The 19,198-nt window shown below is 36.1% G+C and carries 14 protein-coding genes; 12 read left to right on the top strand and 2 right to left on the bottom strand.

The annotated features are described in order from the left end of the window. Positions 1-2 precede the first annotated feature (2 nt). The 10 genes from esaA to ifs all read left to right on the top strand — a co-directional run bounded on the left by esaA (position 3) and on the right by ifs (position 14,052). Positions 3-3,272, top strand: coding sequence for a type VII secretion protein EsaA (gene esaA / locus O3643_RS07795; protein ID WP_371501010.1), 3,270 nt, complete (start codon positions 3-5; stop codon positions 3,270-3,272). Between the two features lies 1 nt (position 3,273). Then, entirely contained in the window at positions 3,274-3,735 is a 462-nt protein-coding gene (gene essA / locus O3643_RS07790) for a type VII secretion protein EssA (RefSeq protein ID WP_314945042.1), read from the top strand. A 130-nt stretch (positions 3,736-3,865) separates the two neighbouring features. Continuing rightward, positions 3,866-4,108, top strand: coding sequence for a hypothetical protein (locus tag O3643_RS07785; protein WP_006149462.1), 243 nt, complete (start codon positions 3,866-3,868; stop codon positions 4,106-4,108). 14 nt (positions 4,109-4,122) lie between these two features. Then, complete coding sequence (gene essB, locus O3643_RS07780; protein WP_314945049.1) at positions 4,123-5,271, top strand: type VII secretion protein EssB; 1,149 nt, start codon at positions 4,123-4,125, stop codon at positions 5,269-5,271. Between the two features lie 9 nt (positions 5,272-5,280). After that, a complete protein-coding gene (gene essC / locus O3643_RS07775) occupies positions 5,281-9,657 on the top strand; it encodes a type VII secretion protein EssC (protein ID WP_371501007.1) in 4,377 nt (1,458 codons plus the stop codon). A gap of 11 nt (positions 9,658-9,668) precedes the next feature. Next, the gene (locus O3643_RS07770) at positions 9,669-9,998 is read left to right on the top strand and encodes a DUF4176 domain-containing protein (protein ID WP_371501005.1); all 330 of its coding nucleotides are present in this window, start codon (positions 9,669-9,671) and stop codon (positions 9,996-9,998) included. Positions 9,999-10,001: 3 nt separating this feature from the next. Next, positions 10,002-10,439, top strand: coding sequence for a DUF5082 family protein (locus O3643_RS07765; protein WP_303407512.1), 438 nt, complete (start codon positions 10,002-10,004; stop codon positions 10,437-10,439). 55 nt (positions 10,440-10,494) lie between these two features. Then, positions 10,495-10,725 carry a TIGR04197 family type VII secretion effector gene (locus O3643_RS07760; protein ID WP_371501003.1) on the top strand — a complete coding sequence of 77 codons (231 nt, stop codon included), beginning with the start codon at positions 10,495-10,497 and terminating at the stop codon, positions 10,723-10,725. 9 nt (positions 10,726-10,734) lie between these two features. After that, the gene (locus tag O3643_RS07755) at positions 10,735-13,164 is read left to right on the top strand and encodes a T7SS effector LXG polymorphic toxin (RefSeq protein WP_371501001.1); all 2,430 of its coding nucleotides are present in this window, start codon (positions 10,735-10,737) and stop codon (positions 13,162-13,164) included. Beyond that, on the top strand, positions 13,165-14,052 hold the full coding sequence (gene ifs, locus O3643_RS07750) for an NAD glycohydrolase toxin immunity factor (RefSeq protein ID WP_371500999.1): 888 nt from the start codon (positions 13,165-13,167) through the stop codon (positions 14,050-14,052). It abuts the gene before it with no gap. 452 nt (positions 14,053-14,504) lie between these two features. On the opposite strand, the gene O3643_RS07745 is transcribed toward ifs, so the two are convergent. Beyond that, a complete protein-coding gene (locus O3643_RS07745; protein WP_371500997.1) occupies positions 14,505-15,383 on the bottom strand; it encodes a LysR family transcriptional regulator in 879 nt (292 codons plus the stop codon). Between the two features lie 127 nt (positions 15,384-15,510). Continuing rightward, positions 15,511-15,861: a helix-turn-helix domain-containing protein gene (locus O3643_RS07740; protein WP_371500995.1), complete on the bottom strand. Its 351-nt coding sequence runs from the start codon at positions 15,859-15,861 to the stop codon at positions 15,511-15,513. A 358-nt stretch (positions 15,862-16,219) separates the two neighbouring features. On the opposite strand from O3643_RS07740, the gene O3643_RS07735 reads away from it, so the two are divergent. Both O3643_RS07735 and O3643_RS07730 read left to right on the top strand, forming a co-directional pair. Then, on the top strand, positions 16,220-17,845 hold the full coding sequence (locus tag O3643_RS07735) for a malolactic enzyme (RefSeq protein ID WP_075231519.1): 1,626 nt from the start codon (positions 16,220-16,222) through the stop codon (positions 17,843-17,845). Between the two features lie 77 nt (positions 17,846-17,922). Beyond that, complete coding sequence (locus O3643_RS07730) at positions 17,923-18,870, top strand: AEC family transporter (protein ID WP_371500993.1); 948 nt, start codon at positions 17,923-17,925, stop codon at positions 18,868-18,870. The last annotated feature ends 328 nt before the right edge of the window (positions 18,871-19,198 follow it).

The following is a 19,198-nucleotide window of genomic DNA, read 5'->3' as shown; positions in this document are numbered from 1 at the left end:
ATGTGAATAAGAAAGTTTTATTTAGTTTAGGGGCATTATTGTTATTTATTACAATAATAGTATCCTTCTTTGCCATTGTAAAACCAACACCTATCAGCCAGGCAAACTCAGAATCTTCGGTGCAACAAGCTCCTATTAAAGTTGCTGTTGTAAATGAAGATGCAGGAAAAGTATACAATGGACAACAAATTAACATTGCTAATACTCTAGTAAATTCGTTTATTTCAAAAAATAATTACAAGGTGGAAGTGGTTTCCCGCTCAATTGCTGAAAGTGGTTTGAAGAATGATACTTATCAGTTGATGATAGTCTTTCCAAGTAAATTTTCAGAAGAAGCTTTAGCTATTGAGTCAACTTCACCTGTTCAAGCAACGTTTCAATATCAAATCCAATCAGGTGATCAACTAACTGTTAAACAGGCAGAACAAGCAGTAGTAGCTTTTAAAGAACTTTTTAATAAGGACTTAATTAATATTTATTTCACTAGTATTATTGGAAATTTGAAGACAGCGCAAGGACAGGTTGCTGATGTCGTTACAAATGAACAAGAATCACTATCAACTTTTAACAATAAGTTAGTAGGTCCGCTTGCTCAATATAGTCAACAATTTAATGGATTAGGCTCATCACCAAATAATTTATTATCAGTTTATTCATCCTTTAATAAAGATTTATTAAATACAAATGATGCTTTTAAATCAATTGATTCTGTTAATAAGACATATGAGGGAACAATAAAAGAAATAGATGAGCAACAAAAAAAATGGCAACAATCTTTGGATACTAGAGAGCAAACTTTGTCCGATTATGATAAAGGCTTTTCTAAATTATCTGTTAAGGAACAGTTGTCTAAATTAGGTAGTATAAATACCCATATTAAGGATAATTTATCTGAGCCTGCTATTTGGAAAGAAACTTCGGATAAAGTTGTTTCCTATAATAAAGATATTGATTCTCTTCTTGAGATTCTAAAGAATAATAATAAAGATATCGATGACACTTTGTCGCATTATGATACAAAAATTAAAGATGCAGTAGAATCTTCTCTGACTAAAAATTCTTCGACAGCAGATGAGGCTAGTAAAACACTTGGTGGTTATATCAAAACGTTGAACACTAGTATGCAAGATCAAATCACAAGCAAATGGCCTGGTGTATATTATGATGACGCAGCTATTGATAATCTTTCTTTGTCTAGTTCTGATAAACAACATTTGAAAAATATTAGTGCTTTTATGCAGTGGTATAGTAAGAAGACAGGGAAAGAGTTGCCTACTTTGAAAGCTACAACTCTTGAAAATGAAGAATTTTCTCGCCTAAAGGATGAAATTAAAACCAAGAGTACAACAAAACGAGAGATATCTTTACCATCATTTGAAGGAAAAATTTCAAAATTAACATTAACAGTACCAAGTGGTTACTACCTAAAAGAATCAAACTATGGATTTTCCGACCTTGGAGGGGGTAACTATCAGATAAATATAACCAGTGAAGTTTCTGCTGGTACAGTTGTTTCTTATACGCTAGCTATCAAGAATGAAAATGATATCAGTGTACTATCTCCTGTGTTTGTTAAGTATCAGCTAGATACGACAGAAGATGTGAAGGTTATAAAAGAAGATGCACCGTATTTAGAGGAAACAAAAGAGAAGGAGACAACAGAGAAAGAAATAGTTCCTTCAGCACCAGCTACTTCAGATACTCCTGTAACTTCTACTACCGATTCAGGTTCAAGTGCTGCTAAACCTGAAGAGAAGAAGTCAAAAGATGTTCTCACTATAACGAAGACTATCACGACTACAAAGACAAATCAGACAGAAAAGAAAGTTTTGAATCGTCACTATGAAATGCAAGATGTTATTTCGAACTGGGAGTATAGTCCTACAAAACTAACACAAGCTATTTATAAAGATGTAGATGGTTATTTACAGTTGTCAGGTCTTGTTACTGCATATTATGGTTTAGATTTATCTAAAAATACGTATTCAGAACATATGTTTATCCCAGCAGAAGGTTCTCTTGCAGCGTTAGTAAATAATGATGATCTTAAAACAATTGTGACAAGTTTGATAAAAACTGCTACTGTGGAAGCATTGAAATCTGATTTAAAAGTTTCTGATGAAAAGATGAATGAAATTCAGTCTCGATCAGCAAATGCTAAGAAGTTGACATCAAATATTGAACAACTGAGAACAACAACAAGCGATTTAACGTCTCAGTTGAGTAAGTTAATTGAACAGGCTTCAGAGGTAAATAAAACTATTGAATCCAAACCAAACTTTGTTGAAACAGAAAAAGTAGATAATACAAATATGGTTACAGTTAGTATGAATATGAACAGTGACCTAGGTACACTGATGTCAGCTAGTAAAACATTAATGGACAATACAAAAGCAAACCAAGCTGTTTCTCAGACAATTGAATCGTCAATTTCTCAGTTGGTAAAAGATATCAATAATTTGGAAAAAGATGGAGAATCGTTAAGTACTCGCGTTTCTGAGTTGAAAAATATTATGTCTAGTGAGTATGGCTCAAATGAAGAATTTCTTAAAAACTTTTCTACTGTTTTGAGCAATACAAGAACAGGTAATACTAAAAATGATGCAGTATATGAATACTTATCTAATCCTGTAGATGCTTCAAAAGTTGGCAATGTAGTATCAGCTGCAACTAAATCACAGTCACAGTCTAGTCGTCAAGATGAGAGATCAGGTCTTCTAATTATTTTGATTAGCTATCTGGTTAGCTTAGTTATTGCTTATCTCTTCCAACATGCAGACAAAGTGGAATTGCAAAGAATCATGAATTTGAAAGATCGTTTATCGTGGAGAAATTCTTCTGGACCGATGCTTTTCCTAAGCCTTATTTCTGTGATTGCTGGCCTTATAATTGCAATTATTGCTGGAGTTAAACTTGGCTTTTCTATCCCGCAATTGAGTGCCTTTGTACTAATTCTTTCCATAATAAGTCTGATGATGACATATGGTCTTAATATTCTTATTGATAGGCTTAGAAGTTTAGGATTTTTAATAAGCGTTAGTCTAATATTAATTTATATCATTACCGCAACCCAACTCTTTGATGAATATTATGTGAATTCAACTCCTATCTTGGGAACTCTTTCTCCTTTGACTTATCTCGAAGGTGTTGTGAAACTGTTTGTTAATCAGCAAAGTGGAGTTGTTCCTTCAATGATTATAATCGTAGTTCTAACGATTGCTTTGGGACTTTGGAATGTTTTCTTGTATCGACAAGTTAAGGACAATAACTAACATGAAAAAAACTATCGTCTTTATCTTTCTGTTGTTTTCATTTTTTACGAGTTGGAGTGTAGCTTTTGCAAATGATGGCTCTTTGCAAATAGATACGTCTTTAGATAAAAATCCTAAGAAAACAGAAATACAATATTTTGAACAGGAGAGTAATTTAGCGAAGTTATTTCAACCTGACACATACAAAGCTATTGATGCTGCAAAAAAAAATGATAGAGAAAAGTATCAATCATTTCAAACAACTTTATTTATCACTAAAGTAGAAGTCGGAAATATCGTTGATGAGTATCAATCCGCCTTATTTTCTGGTCAAATCCAAATGAACCATAGTGATAAGAAGAATGTGTCGCTTAATAACGTAAAAGCTCCTATTTCTTGGACTACAATTTTATTGTTTATACTAGGAATGATTATCACAATTTATTCTCTTTTATATAAAAAATTACATAAATTTAAACAATAAAATTATGTAGAAAAATATTTTGAGGAGATACAATCGTATCTCCTTTTTTATATGCGAAAAGTTCTTTTATAATCATGTTTCACATGATATAATAATTATAATGGCATAGTTTTAAGTTTAGGAGGTTTTTATGGAAGAGTACATTAATATTAGTCTTGATTGTAGTCCTTTTTTATCTAAAATTTTAGATTTAAGAGTCCCTGTTGAATTAACCATAAAAGAATTAATACAAATTGTTTTAGAAACTTATGGCGCAGAGGTTAAGGTATTTAATCCAAGTGTAAGAAATCAGCAGTCTGGGGATATACTTGCTAGTACTAGCAGTTTAGCTTTAGTGAAAGACGGCGTATTATTAAAATTAGAGAGAATATAATTAGGGGAGTTAGTATGGAAGTGCAAAAACTTGAATTGGTAGTTGGCGATATCAAAGGTAATCGTGAAATAGCGTATGCTTTATTAGTAGCAGAACAACCTTATTTTGTTAATCAAAATGTAATCGAAGAAGAAGGTAAATTAACGATTGAAAGTCTATTGACAGATGAATATTATTCCTGGGATAAGCTGATTACCATGATTGACGAAGAAAAGTTACGTCATTTAATAAATATTGGTCAATTGTTTCATGCGTTGCAAGATTCTATTTACACTTATAATTTATCTCCTAATAATTTAGTGTTTTCTCGGAATGGGAATCCTTTATTTGTTTTCCGTGGTGTTAAAGGACAAGTGCCACCATATGATGTTGTAAGCTTAGATGAGTTTACTGTTAACTTCAAGGCAATGATCGTGTCTTTGCTTGATAAAAAAACAAGTTATGAGAAATTGATAGAGGGACAGTCACCATTTTATAAGGGAAAACTATTCTGTGAAACTATTATGAAAGCAGAAAACTTAGATGAAATTATATCTTTGTTAGAAGAGAAATACCTAGAAGAAAGGGAACAAAATAAAGAAAAATTTTCACGAGTTCCTAATAAACTAGTATTTAGATTAAAGTTAACTACCTTAATCACATCTCTTATTGGTTTTTTCTCATTGGTTGGAGTACTTTATTTTCTATTGTTTGCTATGCCTAGCCAAAAAATGATATCAGATTTGCGTCTTGCTTTTGTTCATCAAGATTATTCAACGGTCGTATCAACCGTAAAAAATACAGATTCTAAATCGCTTAGCCAGGATGACTCCTATATGGTAGCCTATTCAGTGATTAAGACTGAACCTTTAACGGAGGCGCAAAAGACAGAGTTATCAAAAATATCAACTCAATCCAATACAGACTATCTGCGTTATTGGGTGTTAATTGGCCAGTCAAAAATTGATGAAGCAATGGATATTGCAAGTTACTTAGATGACCCCCAATTATTGATGTATGGTCTTACTAAAAAGATTGATGAAGTCCAGAGAAACCCTAATCTAACATCAGAACAGCGTACTGAGCAGTTAAATAATTATAAGGGTAAATTGGAAGAATTGAAGAAGAATTACCTAACACCAGAAGTTAGCAAGTCGAATGTGGCTTCAACAGAATCAAGATAGGAGTGGTGTATGAATTATTTATTTTATGAAGACAATGTCTATCCACTCTATGCAGGAAATACCTATCGAATGGGTTCTTCAGTTGATTCTAATATTTATCTTCCTTGTCATGAGAATATAATGTTGGATGTCAAGGAAACTGGAGTTGAATTATTAGGAAAAACTTATACTTATGGAAGTCATCAAATTTCTATAGATGATAAAATAACTATTTCTTTATTTGTGGTTGGGGATACAGAGTACTATCTTCTTCCTGAGAGAATTCTCTATTTATCAGATAAGAAAGAAGCAACCATTCGCTTAGTTGATTTTCCTACAGAAATCATTTTGACTTTTGATGGGATAAATAAGACAATTTATAGTGTTAGTCCATATTATATTAACGGTGAAATAAAAACAGGAAAACATAACATTCAAGATCTGGATCAAATTGTGTTTGAACAAGGTGTCGGTTTATCTATTCAAAAACAAATTTTATCTATCCATTCATTGTTTTCTATTGAGACATCTTTATTGCCCTTTTCTGAAGTATCGACAGAAGATCGCTCAAAGGAATTTCATCGTTCTCCACGGATTATTCTGAGAGAACCAGATGATAAAGTAACAATTGCTTCGGCGCCAACAGATGATGAAGGGCAAAAACAATCATTACTAAGATTGATTATTACTCCTTTAGCAATGATCGTTTTTACATTACTAACGGTTTACTTTACACGTAGTGGTGGAATGATGTTTATGATGATGGGTATGTCTGTCATTACTATCGGGACTTCTATTCATACTTATTTTTCTGATAAGAAATCACATAAAGAACTTCAGGAACAGAAGATTACAGAGTATATGAAATATTTGGAAACCAAATATTCACAATTAGCTGATTTACGAGATGAACAAGTTGAAGCTCTTGTTTATCATTTTCCTGATATGTTTCAGATTTTAGAAATGGTAGAAAAAACTGACCGACGTATTTATGAAAAGACACTCTATCACTTTGATTTTTTATCTTATCGTTTAGGTTTGGGAGAAATTGATTCTAGTTTTTCTATTCAGTATTCAAATTCTGAGTTAACTAAATATAATGCAGCTGCTAATCAGAAAATTCAAGAACTTCTTTCATACTATCGTGTGACCAAGCAGGTACCTATTACTCATACATTAACAAATCCTACGGGGTATATAGGAACACGACAAATAGTAATTGAGCAAGTTCAACAAATGATGATGCAATTGGCGACTTTCCAAAGCTACCATGATTTACAGTTTATCCCAATTTTTCGAGAGGAAGAGTTGGAGATATGGAATTGGAGTCGATGGTTACCTCATACAAAAATAAAAGCACTAAATAGCCGAGGTTTTGTATACAATCAACGAACTCGCGACCAATTATTAACGTCTCTCTATCAAATTATTAAAGATAGAAAGTTGGATAGTGAGCAGGATAAAGGAAAAGAAAAGCAATATAGTCCTCATTATATTCTCTTTATTACAGATTTAAGTCTGATGTTGGATCACAATATTATGGAGTATATAAATGAAGACTTATCTTATCTAGGAATTCATTATGTTTTCGTAGAAGAAGTACTTGAAAGTCTACCAGAACATGTTAAGACGGTTGTTGACTATCGAGGAGATAAAAAAGCTACATTATTGCTTCAGGATGGGAATTATACAAATAAAGAAATTACACCTCTTCCACCCGTAAGCTTATCTGAGAAGGAAAATTTTGCTAGAAACCTTGCTGGTATTCATCATATTCAGACGTTACGTAATTCTATTCCAAATAGCGTTACCTTCCTTGAAATGTATGGAGTCAATAAAGTTGAGGAACTAGATCTTTTAAAACGATGGCAAGAAAATGAAACTTTCCAAACAATGGCAGTTCCCCTAGGAGTTCGAGGTAGGGATGATATTCTTTATTTAAATATTCATGAGAAAGCGCATGGACCTCACGGCTTGATTGCTGGTACTACAGGATCAGGTAAGTCTGAACTTATTCAGTCCTATATTCTTTCTTTAGCTGTGAACTATCACCCATATGAAGTCGCCTTCCTATTGATTGACTATAAGGGCGGGGGGATGGCCAATCTCTTTGCAGACCTCCCTCACGTTGTTGGTACTATTACGAACTTGGATGGAAACCAGGCTAATCGAGCTTTGGTATCTATCAAAGCTGAACTTAAGAAACGTCAGCGTATTTTTGCAGAGAATGATGTGAATCATATCAATCAGTATATGAAACTCTTCAAAGAAGGGAAGGTTAAAGAACCGTTACCTCACTTATTAATCATTAGTGATGAGTTTGCTGAATTGAAGGCAAATCAACCTGATTTCATGGATGAATTGGTATCTACTGCTCGTATTGGTCGTTCATTGGGAGTTAAATTAATTTTAGCAACCCAGAAACCAAGTGGAGTTGTCAATGATCAAATTTGGTCGAACTCTAAGTTTAAGATAGCTCTTAAGGTACAAGATGCTGCAGACTCTAGAGAAGTAATCAAAACACCTGATGCCGCAGAAATCACACAGACAGGTAGAGCCTATCTTCAAGTCGGGAACAATGAAATTTATGAGCTGTTCCAGAGTGCATGGTCGGGTGCAGATTATAATCCAGAAGGTCGAAACCATGTTCAAAAAAATACAACTGTATATGAGATTACAAGTAATGGTCAGTATAATGCCATTAATAAAGACTTGAGTGGTTTAGTCAATAAAAAAGAAGCAAAGGCTATTCCAACAGAATTAGATGCCATTGTAGAAAATGCTCGCGAAGTATTTGATAGTCTTGATATAAATCAAGTAGCAAGTCCTTGGTTGCCACCACTTGAAGAAAAAATATATGCTAAAGATATACAATCAACTAACTTCAAAGATTATTGGAGTCATTCAGAAAATCTACAACCGATTTTAGTTGGATATCAAGATATTCCTGAAAGACAGGAACAATCGCCACTTTATTTCAATATGGAACAAAGAGGACATATTTTATTAGTTTCTAGTCCAGGATTCGGGAAGTCAACTTTTCTTCAGAACTTTGCGATGGATGTCATTCGTAAGCATACACCTGAACAAGTTCACTTTTATCTCTATGACTTTGGTACCAGTGGGTTAATCTCTATTTCTGATTTTCCTCATATTGCAGATTATTTTACACTTGATGAAACTGAGAAAATCATGAAATCTCTACGATTCTTGAATAGAGAGATAAAAACTCGTAAACGTGCTCTTTCTCAAGCAAAAGCTACAAACCTTACGCAGTACAATCAGTTGTCTGATGAGTCTTTCCCAACGATTTTCATTGAGATAGATGGATTTGATAGCGTTATGGATGCAGTTTTCGTAGATGCCTTTTATGATACCTTAAATGTCATTGCTCGCGATGGTGCCTCTCTAGGAATCTATCTAGTTGTGACACTTTCTCGTCTCAATGCCATGCGTCTACAGTTACAATCTAACTTTAAGACCAAGATTTCTCTATTCTTGTTTGACAATAGTGATTTATCAGGGGTAGTAGGACGATCTAATATTCCGCTCGATGAAATCAAAGGTCGAGCGATAGCTAAATTTGATGATATCGTCCAATTCCAGGTGATGTTGCCATACAGTAGTGAATACTATACGGACTACATAAAAGAAGTTCGTAAAGAACAAGAAGCAATGGTTGCAGCATACGAAGGACCGCTTCCTGCAGGTATCCCAATGTTGCCAGAGAAGGTAACCAAAGAGGTAATGTCAGATCTCTTAGAAAACAGTCAAGACTTTATCTTGGGACTTGAAAGAGAAGCTGTTGTTCCAGCATCATTTAGCTTTGACCGACCTATTCTTATTGCTTCAGATAGTCCTGCCTTTGTAACAAATTACTACAAATTATTAGAGTATCATCTGAAACGTTTGTCAGATAAGTATAATACGGTTATTCTAGATTCTAGTCAACGTATTAGTAGTCAATTCTTTACTGGTATTCAGCGTTTTGATAGTTCTTTGGAAGTTGCTGATGTGATGAAGACGATACTGGAAGACTTTAGGAAACGCGTTGCGTCTCCAGACCAGGATTATCCAAAATGGTTGATTTTGATACCAGACATTGCTGCGACAGCTATGGTAGCAGGGATGAATGAAGTAGACTTCAAAGAGCTCCTTACAGAAGGTCCTCGCTATGGAGTAACCTTGGTGTTTGCTGGTGCTTATCAGGATCTAGTAACAAATCGATACGATAATTTTGTCAAACTAGCTAATCAGTTAGTAGAACAGGTCTTTCTTGGTGTACGTATTAGCGATCAAGACCATACTCGCTATCCTTATATCATGAATGAGCCTGCGCTTAAACCTAACCAAGGACACATTCTCTATCCAGATCGTTATGAATTTGTTCAACTATTAGAAATTTAGAAAGGGATACAATGAAAGAAACGACTATGTTGCCACTCGGTAGTATCGTTATTTTAAAAGGGAATACAAAGAAAATGATGATTATCTCACGAGTGATTGCTGTTCCTGTAAAAGGAAATATCTATCGCTTTGACTACGGTGCTTGCCTATATCCTGAAGGGGTCGTAGGCGAAAATTTGATTTACTTCAATCATGAAGATATTTTTAAGATTGTTCAAGAGGGATATACTAATGATGAGAATGAACTCATGTTAGAAAATATTGCGGCTGTGATAGCTGAAACGGATATTCCTAAAGGAAATGTGGCTGAATTGAACGAAGTAAATGAATTAGGAGGCTAAGAGATGGGAGAAGTTGATTACAATCAAATTTATTCTCTTCAAAACCAAGTGAATGCCCACTACTCTAGTATCTCATCCGCTCAATCCCGAATCACTTCCATCGATGAACAATTGGAGCGTCTTCGTACTGCCAAGAAGTCTGTAAGCAAAATTCAAAGAAATGTTCACGATATCAGGTATCCTATCAATCATCGCAATATCCAACCGGATTGGCATGGGAAACAAAAAGATGCCTTCCTCAAGCAGTGGGAGACCTTCTCCACCGAGTATACAAATTTCCAAACAGAGATGAATACCTTCTATGATGCCATCTGTGATGAAATCACTAGATTAGAGAACAAAAAGAACGAAGAAAATGGCATTATTGGTTGGTGCCAAAGTCAGATTAATAATTTGGGAAATTTCATCGATAAGCTACTACATACGAAGGAGGGCTTTTAATATGTTTGGAACCATTCAATTATCCGATGTTATATTTGGTTCGCATGTCAGTAGTATGTCCAAAGCTAAGGAGAGTTTAGCAGGAGTTGGGAAGCCCACTTTCAATACAACAGGTGAGTCGAAAGCACTGGATTTGTACCAGGAACAATTCAATGAACTCCATCAGTTGGTGAAGTCCTACACGGCTCTACTGGGAGCTGATCTCGCTTTGATGACGGTTACAGGAAAAGAGATGTACAGAACTGATAGTGTCTTGGGTCAAAACATGTTTCCTGGTTTGCAGTAGGGAGGTATCATGAGTTACAATATAAAATTTGATGATATCACCTCTGTTCAAGTGGAAACTCAAAAGACGATGAATGCTTGGGGAGAGTCCATGTCTAGTCTAAACAAGGCTATGAACGACTTCATAAAGAATCAAAACCTCCAAGGTCAGGCTATCTCGAGTATGCGCAATTACCTAGTAGAGGTACATGGGACTCTTCTTCAGACACTGGCAAACCTGATGAATGACTACTCAACTAACCTCCTACTGTACAAGGACGGCTACTACCAGATTGATGGAGATCTTCATACAAAGTTACCTGGTAAGGAGTTTACACGTCTTCATAGTGACTTAAAGGGCTCGAGGGATAAGTTAAAGCCCGAGATTGAACTCTTGAAGACGACTAAGAGTGACATTTCTGACTTGGTGAGTTATGAGGGAAGCAGTCATACCAGTACGGTCATGAACTACAACTTCCTCATGAATCAGCTCAAGAACTTGGACACATCGATTACTCAATATGAGAGTAGTCATTCGGGTCAGGATTTGGTAGCTTTTAAGGAACTTCTAGCAGCGACTAAGGCCTTGATCGCAGAACATGCAGGAAAATCTCGCAATGTCGGAACTTATCAGTCGGGAGACTTTGGCAAACTCAAGTCTGTTCAACGCTTTGCGCTAGCTTATGACCAAGCGGCCAAGCAGATGGAGAGTCGAGTTGAACGCGTGAAAGCAGCCCAGGATAGGGATAAGGCACGTTTTGAGGCCTTGGCTGCCGAGGACCGCGCCAAGAAGGGTTGGATAGACTTGGGTGTTGGCGTATTCACGGCAGTGATTGGTATTGTAGTGATTGTATCAACTATGGGGACTGCGACTCCTTTAGTTGTTGCAGGCAGTGTCGTGGGATTTGGGACGAGTGTCTATGGGTTATCTAATGCAGAAGAAGGGGTTCATAATATCGCACTTGGGAATGCAGGAGATATCCAGACCAAGGCAAAGAATCCTATCAGAGATACAGTTTTTATGGGAAATGACAAGTTGTATCATGATGTTGGTAACACCTTTGTGACAGCGAGTGCCATCATGATTCCTATAGGGAAGACCCAAAGTGTTGTGCAAGGCTTGACAGAGTTTGCGATAGGTGAAGCAGGCGCTTATACAGCCGGTCAAGCTGCTTATTATGGGACCAAGTTTGCGGGTGGAAGCGAAGAAGACGCCCAAACCGCAAACTTTATTGGGAATATCTTAGGAGGATATGCAGCCTCCTCAGCGGCTAACAAGTTTAGTCTCAATAAGGTAAAAAATAACGTATCTGAACCAAATTTTGCGAAATATAAAGAGTTTTCAACTAAAAAGATTGGTGACTTCAAGACAAATTTCAAAGATGTCGAAACGAAAATAACCGTTGAGACTCGTAATGCGGCAGGTGAAATTCAGCGTATTCAATTAAAAGCAGTCGGTATAGATGAAACTGGAAAAATCCGCATTCAAGATTATACAACTGCAAAAGGTGGTTTATCCGTTAAACGTCAAGAGATTCTGGATAATTTATCAAAAAATGGTGGTACTATCGTAGGTGAAGGAAAAGGTCGCTTTGTAGGTGGTACTAAAATTGAACCAGGAACTCGAATTGAGATTATTTCTCACAAAACATCGAATATTTCAATTGAGCATGTGTCACCAGAAATCAAAAAGGCGACATTCGCAAAATTCGATGAACTTGCAAGTTGGGAAACAAGGTGGAATACAGCAGAGAAGCAGGCCTCCTTCAAGGAAACTTTTGATATGTATGCGGAACGTGCTGTTAAAGAAGGAGCAGTCCCAAATAAAGAAACCTTTTATAAGATGTATGAGGCCAGACAGTACGATTATCCAAAAGCCTACAAAGATGCCATTAAACAACCCTATTTAGAAGGGGGAGCTTCCTCTGTTGTAAACGGAGATAGTATAGAAAACTTCGTTTTTGGTGAAAAGGGTTCCTCTGTAGGACGTGTAACCCAAGATGGGATAGGTCAAGGAAACTTCACAACAAGTATTGTAGAAGATTCTGCCCTCTTGTATGATAAAAATGGGGTTCTGAAATCAGGTCATGAAATAGCGACAGTCAAAGGTGTGAGTGATAATACTTATAAATCAGGTATCTATCAGTATGAATATAGTCCTGAGTTAGTTAGAAATATGGATAAAGCAGACTTGATACGGTTTGCAAATGGTGATACGCCAGGTTCTTCATCTTTAAATATTCCAGGTGCCAAAACCTGGGCTGGTTCTGACATTAAGATGTCTGAGAGCGAATTGCTCATGCCGTCAATTGATATGAAGGGGCATTCTTACGATGATTTCCTATCTGCGATTGAACGTCAAGGATACTATGAAATCAAAAATCCACGTGTCTATAAACCAGGCACTAATGAAATTGTTTCTGTTGAAGGAATTTTTAGAATTAACCAATGGAGTAAATAAATGAAAAAATTTGAAATACCAGAGCCTAAAGATTATCAAAATTTTGTAAAAGACTATCGTGAAATAATGAAGGAAGGGAAAGAAGCTGAAGTTTTTCTAGGGACGGAAGCGAAGTATCGTTTTCGACAACGAGATTCTTATGACGTGGATAGTACAGATATTGGAGTATTAATGGAATATTGCTTATATCCTTTGTATGTAGAAGGTGATAGGGATATAGCGCGCAGAACCTTTGATATCTTGAAAGATTTTAGCTTATCGGTTGACCTAGTCAAATTAGATAAGGTGACTGATTATATTTCTATGCAAGGCAGTCGTTTAAGAAGATATACAAGCCTTCCCTTTGTTATTGAAACAGATGAATTGGTAAGAAATATTATAGAAAGCATTTCAAAATTATCAGATGAGCAGAAACGTACTTATACATATGAAAGACTCTGTAATGTATTAGACCGTAGTCCGTTATACAGACAGTGTGATGAAGAAAAGGTAGAGCAGATTCTCAAGGAATTCAAGGAAAAATACTACAATCCACCTAAGGTAGTAGAAACCATTAAAACAGTTGAGGAAATTGAACTAGATGTTACAAGCATCGATGCTATGGGTGTCTCTGATGACCATCTAGAGTTGTTGTTGATTGATGAAAACAAATGGATAGAGTCATTAGAAGAGGAACATCTCTTGAAACTTCAAGAAAAACTCAACAACTACATCTACTTCCTCGAAAGCAAGCAGTATGTGGCACGATATGGCGATAGCTTTGACAAAAAAGTCATCCAAATTACTTTCCAATATTCTCCATCTGATAATGGATTGGCCTTTCTCGCAGCAGTTCAGAAAGTGTTACAACCGACTGATATGAGCTTGAAGGTGGAATTGCCGGAGTGATTGTTAGTAAATATTTTTTGTGAAATAAATGGTGTGAACTTTTTGGTAAAATCTAGCTCAATTTGTGTATTTTTAGGGTAAAATTCACACCATTCAACTGAAATATATTCAAATTTGATGAAATTGTTCTTTCTGAAAGTGTTGGAAAACATTGATTTTAAGCCCATCTTGAAACTTATTCAAATAAAAGTGTTTCCAACCAGGTCTTAAGAAAGCTCGTAAAGCATCACAATTTAGTAAACGTTCTTCGAAAGAATGACTATACTTACAAAGAGCACCTTTCGGGGTGTTCTTTTTTTATTGATATTTTGTAGATTTATAATTAGCAATCTCCTTGAAGAGTATCAGGTAAATGAAAAATTCGGCGATCATATCCTATTTCTTCGTGCTTTAGTCTAATACCTATAATGAAAAAACTCTAGCTATCAGGTAGTTGATAGTTAGAGTTTTTTCTATTCATATGATTTAATGAGATTAAATAAGGCTTCTACTTCTGATGACAGTGTAGCTGATTTGAGATAAGCATAATAAACTGTAAATGTTATCTGGTCCTCAGGTATTAGAGGGATTTTTATTAAATCATCATCTTCATCAGAAAGTGCGATATCAGCCAGTAAACTAAGGCCAATCCCTTTCTTTAAAAGTTCTTTAATGATGACAATGTCGTCACTCTTGAAGAATATTTCTGCCTTGTTTTGATGCTTTTGATTAAGTAGTTCAAAAGCTTTCAGGTGAACAAAGTGTTCGTCTAAAAGTATAAAGGATTGATCTACTAATTCTTCAAAAGCGAGGGATGGAGCAGTAGCAAGAGGATGGTTCTTAGATAAAACGACATACAGTTCTTTATGAAAGAGCTCATGTGTCTCTATTGAAGGATGATTGAGTGGTTCAATCAAGCCGAGTAGACTTGCATCAAGGTCTCCCTTGAGGAGAAGATTTAATAACTCTACGGAGCCACCGCGGATAGGGCGTACTTTTTTTAAAAAATCGAATTTATCTTTTTCGTTTAAGGCAGCAAAGAGATACTGAATGATAATAGGAGGGAATCCTACAGTAGAGTATTGGGCCAAGGAACGATTGATTTCTTTGCGAGTAGAAATGACCTCAGGTAAGATCTTTTCTGTATGCTTTAAAAGGATTTGCCCTTGAGGAGTGAGTTTGAAGGAACGATGCGAGGGATCGTGGTGAATCAATTTGCAATTAAAAGATTCCTCTAAGCGCTTGATGGCATAAGAAATAGATGGTTGGCTGACCTTGTGTTGTTTTGCTACTTCCGTATAGGATTGAAGCTGGCAGAGGTCATAAAAATATTGTAGATCTTTTAAATTCATAGGGGCTCACTTTCATTAGTTGGAGAAGGAAAATAAGTGGAAATCACCAGATAAATAAATTTTATCCGTATCCTACAATTTGACTATACGAGTATTCACCGGTTAAAATGTAAGTGAGTCAGGGATATCAAAGGTTATCTAAGATACTTTCAAAAATGACCAACATCTTTTCTCGTTTATCAATAGGGAGCTGTTTAATCTTCATGTTGATTCTTTTGAGTGAAAGATTATCGGTCTTATCAGAGGTTGATTCAAGGCTATCAAAATTGAAAAATTCCTCTGGGGTCATCTTTAGGGCGACAATCACTTTTTCAAGACTGTGAATGGTCAGATTCACATTTTGGTTTTCAAGTTGATTGATATACTTAAGCCCAAGTCCCGCTTGTTCCGAAAGTTCCTCCTGGCTCATTTTGTTTTGTGTTCGAAAATATTTCACTTTTTGGGAAATATAGTGTTGTAAATAGTTTTTATTTGTCATATAAATAGAATACAAGTTTTGCATGACAAAAAAACACATTAAAAAGCACAAAGTATTGTTTAAGGAACTTATGTGATATTAATTTTAATCAGGGTTGCCAATTTGTATGATTATTTTGCTATACTTGAAACTTTTAGGAAAGGGTGATCATCGAGAGTTTCATGAGTTCAGGACTTTATAAAATTTAACAACTTGAAGTATCATCAATAATAGTGTTTTAAGTAAAAAAGAGCTTATTAGAAAATTGTTCTCGTAGACTCATTATAACATATACGTACATAATCGTATTTTTTAAACGACAAAGTTTTCCAAACAATTCATTTAAGTAGTATAATAGAAGTAAAAAGGAGGTTGCACTATGACTGCACATGATATTTTAAACAATCCTTTCCTGAATAAGGGAACTGCCTTTACCTTAGAGGAGCGAAAGGAACTAGGCCTTATTGGTTTACTGCCACCGTATGTTCAAACGATTGAAGAACAAGCGGCGCAAACTTATGCACAAATGCAAACAAAAGCCAATGATTTGGAAAAGCGTCTTTTCCTAATGGAAATTTTTAATACCAACCGGACTCTTTTCTATTACCTCTTTTCTCAACATTTGGAGGAATTCAATCCAATTGTATACGATCCAACCATTGCAGATACCATTGAAGGCTATAGTGACCTCTTTGTAGATCCCCAATATGCGGGATATCTTGATATCAATCATCCTGAAAATATTGAAGCCACTTTGAAAAATGCTGCTGGGGATCGCGAGATTCGTCTCATTGTTGTAACAGATGCAGAAGGAATCCTTGGAATCGGTGACTGGGGAACAAATGGTGTCGATATTTCTGTCGGGAAATTGATGGTCTACACAGGTGCTGCTGGAATCGATCCTTCTATGGTTCTTCCTTTAGTCATTGATGCAGGGACTAACCGTGAAGAACTTCGTAACAACCCTAATTACTTAGGAAATCGTCACGAACGGGTTCGCGGTGATCGTTACTACGACTTCATTGACCAATTTGTTCAAACAGCAGAACGTCTCTTTCCTAAACTCTACCTTCACTGGGAAGACTTCGGCCGCTCGAATGCTGCCAATATTCTTGAGAAATACCGGAAACAAATTCCAACTTTTAATGATGACATTCAAGGTACAGGAATCGTTACCTTAGGTGGTATCTTTGGTTCACTGGATATTAGTGGTGAAAAATTAACAGATCAAGTTTATCTCTGCTATGGTGGTGGTACTGCGGGTGCAGGAATTGCCGCTCGTGTTCTTCGTGAAATGGTAAGTGAAGGTCTTTCTGAAGAAGAAGCCTATAAACGTTTCTTTATGGTTGATAAACAAGGTCTTCTCTTTGATGACATGGATGACCTAACTCCTGAACAAAAACCGTTTGCTAAGAAACGTGCTGACTTTAGTAACGCAGACAAGTTGACTGATCTGCTTGAAGTAGTGAAGACTGTGAAGCCAACCATTCTTGTAGGAACTTCGACTCAGCCTAATACCTTCACTAAAGAAATAGTAGAAGCTATGTGTGAAAATACAGAGCGTCCGATGATCTTCCCTTTGTCAAATCCAACCAAACTAGCAGAAGCTAGTGCCAAAGATTTGATTGAATGGTCAGATGGCAAAGCTTTTGTCGCAACAGGAATTCCTGCTGATACAGTTTCTTATAAAGGTGTCGACTATGTGATTGGTCAAGCCAATAATGCCTTGATTTACCCAGGTCTTGGTCTAGGTATGCTGGCTTCTGAAGCAAGTCTTTTGACTGATGAAATGATTGGAGCAGCAGCTCATTCATTGAGTGGTATTGTCAATCCAGGCCAACCAGGAGCTCCTGTCTTGCCACCGTTCAAGTATGTAGCAGATGTTTCTATTAAAGTAGCAGAAGCAGTCGCTAAAAAAGCACAAGAGCAAGGTCTTGCGCGTGCTAAGGAAACAGATATGGCCAAAGCAGTTCGTGATTTGAAGTGGTATCCAGAGTATAAATAATTCATTGTTGCTGTCTATCCTTTGCTAGCGACAGATTTGTATGGGCTGTGGACTTAAGTAATTTAGAAAGGATACCTATGTCACTCTTTTTAACCTCGATTACGAGTATCATTCCGATTATCGCTATCATTGTTTTGGGGTATATTCTTCAGGTGAAGGGATGGTTTGGAGATGCCTTTGGACCTAACCTATCTCGTTTGATCATGAATGTAGCCTTGCCAGCGTCAATCTTTGTGTCGGTGATGAAATACCTAACACTAGATAAACTGATCAGTCTTTCTGGAGGTCTCCTTTATACATTTGTGGCCTTTATCTTGGGCTATATCGTAGCTTATATTGCAGTTGTGGTTTTCAAGGTTCGTCCAGGACGGCGAGGAACCATGATTAACACCTTTGTGAATGCCAATACGATTTTTATTGGTTTACCTTTAAACGTTGCTCTTTTTGGGGATCAGGCTCTCCCTTATTTCTTAATTTACTATATCACCAACACGATTTCCACCTGGACATTGGGCGTGTATTTGATGACGAGTGACAGTAAATCGGGTCAAAGCAAGAAGGAAACTAAATTTGATTGGAAGAAATTGCTCCCAGCTCCGCTTGTAGGTTTTCTTGTAGCTCTATTATGTTTGATTCTTCGAATCTCTATTCCAGATTTCGCAACGAATACCTTAACTTATGTTGGAAATATCGTCACTCCTCTATCTCTGATTTATATTGGTATCGTTCTTGCAAAGGCAGGCTTGAATACTATTACTTTTGATAAAGATACGATTGTCACTTTAGTTGGACGCTTTATCCTAGCTCCTCTGATTATGCTTCTTGTATTGAATTTCTTTGCACCAAATATGGCGACAGTAGAATTTAAGACCTTTATGATTCAGTCCGCTACACCAGCTTTAGCTGTTCTCCCGATCCTTGCTAATCAGGGAAAAGGAGATGTGGAATTCTCTACGAATGTGGTGACTCTAAGTACGGTTCTATTTATCGTTGTTATTCCAATATTACAGACTTTATTAGGATAAGAAGGAAGAGGATAGGATTGAAAGTTTTGCGTTAAGAAATTGCACTATCATAGATACATCTATTCCTATTTCTTGAAATCGAAATCAGAAGAAACTCCTCTGACGGTTGCTATTGAGCGCTTTTGAGCTGTTCTAAAAGCCAGACTTTTCAAACTAGGATTGAAAAAAGCTCGTAAAGCATCACAATTTAGTAAACGTTCTTCGAAAGAATGACTATATTTACAAAGAGCACCTTTTGGGGTGTTCTTTTTTAAGCCTCAATAAGAGAGTTCACCCCCAAAAATCACACCAATAGTCTCTGTCTTATATAAATTCTTCCTAGTATAAG

It is taken from the genome of Streptococcus sp. 20925_1_44 (genome assembly GCF_041432435.1).
In the GTDB taxonomy this organism is placed as follows: Bacteria; Bacillota; Bacilli; order Lactobacillales; family Streptococcaceae; genus Streptococcus; species Streptococcus infantis.
The sequence above is the reverse complement of the archived record's forward strand: the minus strand, read 5'-3'. Positions and strand labels throughout refer to the sequence as shown.

What these genes read in the sequence shown, in the direction of transcription:
- essA (WP_314945042.1), top strand. Translation starts at nt 3,274, where the DNA reads ATGAAAAAAACTATCGTCTTTATCTTTCTGTTGTTTTCATTTTTTACG.
- O3643_RS07785 (WP_006149462.1), top strand. Translation starts at nt 3,866, where the DNA reads ATGGAAGAGTACATTAATATTAGTCTTGATTGTAGTCCTTTTTTATCT.
- essB (WP_314945049.1), top strand. Translation starts at nt 4,123, where the DNA reads ATGGAAGTGCAAAAACTTGAATTGGTAGTTGGCGATATCAAAGGTAAT.
- essC (WP_371501007.1), top strand. Translation starts at nt 5,281, where the DNA reads ATGAATTATTTATTTTATGAAGACAATGTCTATCCACTCTATGCAGGA.
- O3643_RS07770 (WP_371501005.1), top strand. Translation starts at nt 9,669, where the DNA reads ATGAAAGAAACGACTATGTTGCCACTCGGTAGTATCGTTATTTTAAAA.
- O3643_RS07765 (WP_303407512.1), top strand. Translation starts at nt 10,002, where the DNA reads ATGGGAGAAGTTGATTACAATCAAATTTATTCTCTTCAAAACCAAGTG.
- O3643_RS07760 (WP_371501003.1), top strand. Translation starts at nt 10,495, where the DNA reads ATGTCCAAAGCTAAGGAGAGTTTAGCAGGAGTTGGGAAGCCCACTTTC.
- O3643_RS07755 (WP_371501001.1), top strand. Translation starts at nt 10,735, where the DNA reads ATGAGTTACAATATAAAATTTGATGATATCACCTCTGTTCAAGTGGAA.
- ifs (WP_371500999.1), top strand. Translation starts at nt 13,165, where the DNA reads ATGAAAAAATTTGAAATACCAGAGCCTAAAGATTATCAAAATTTTGTA.
- O3643_RS07745 (WP_371500997.1), bottom strand. Translation starts at nt 15,383, where the DNA reads ATGAATTTAAAAGATCTACAATATTTTTATGACCTCTGCCAGCTTCAA.
- O3643_RS07740 (WP_371500995.1), bottom strand. Translation starts at nt 15,861, where the DNA reads ATGACAAATAAAAACTATTTACAACACTATATTTCCCAAAAAGTGAAA.
- O3643_RS07735 (WP_075231519.1), top strand. Translation starts at nt 16,220, where the DNA reads ATGACTGCACATGATATTTTAAACAATCCTTTCCTGAATAAGGGAACT.
- O3643_RS07730 (WP_371500993.1), top strand. Translation starts at nt 17,923, where the DNA reads ATGTCACTCTTTTTAACCTCGATTACGAGTATCATTCCGATTATCGCT.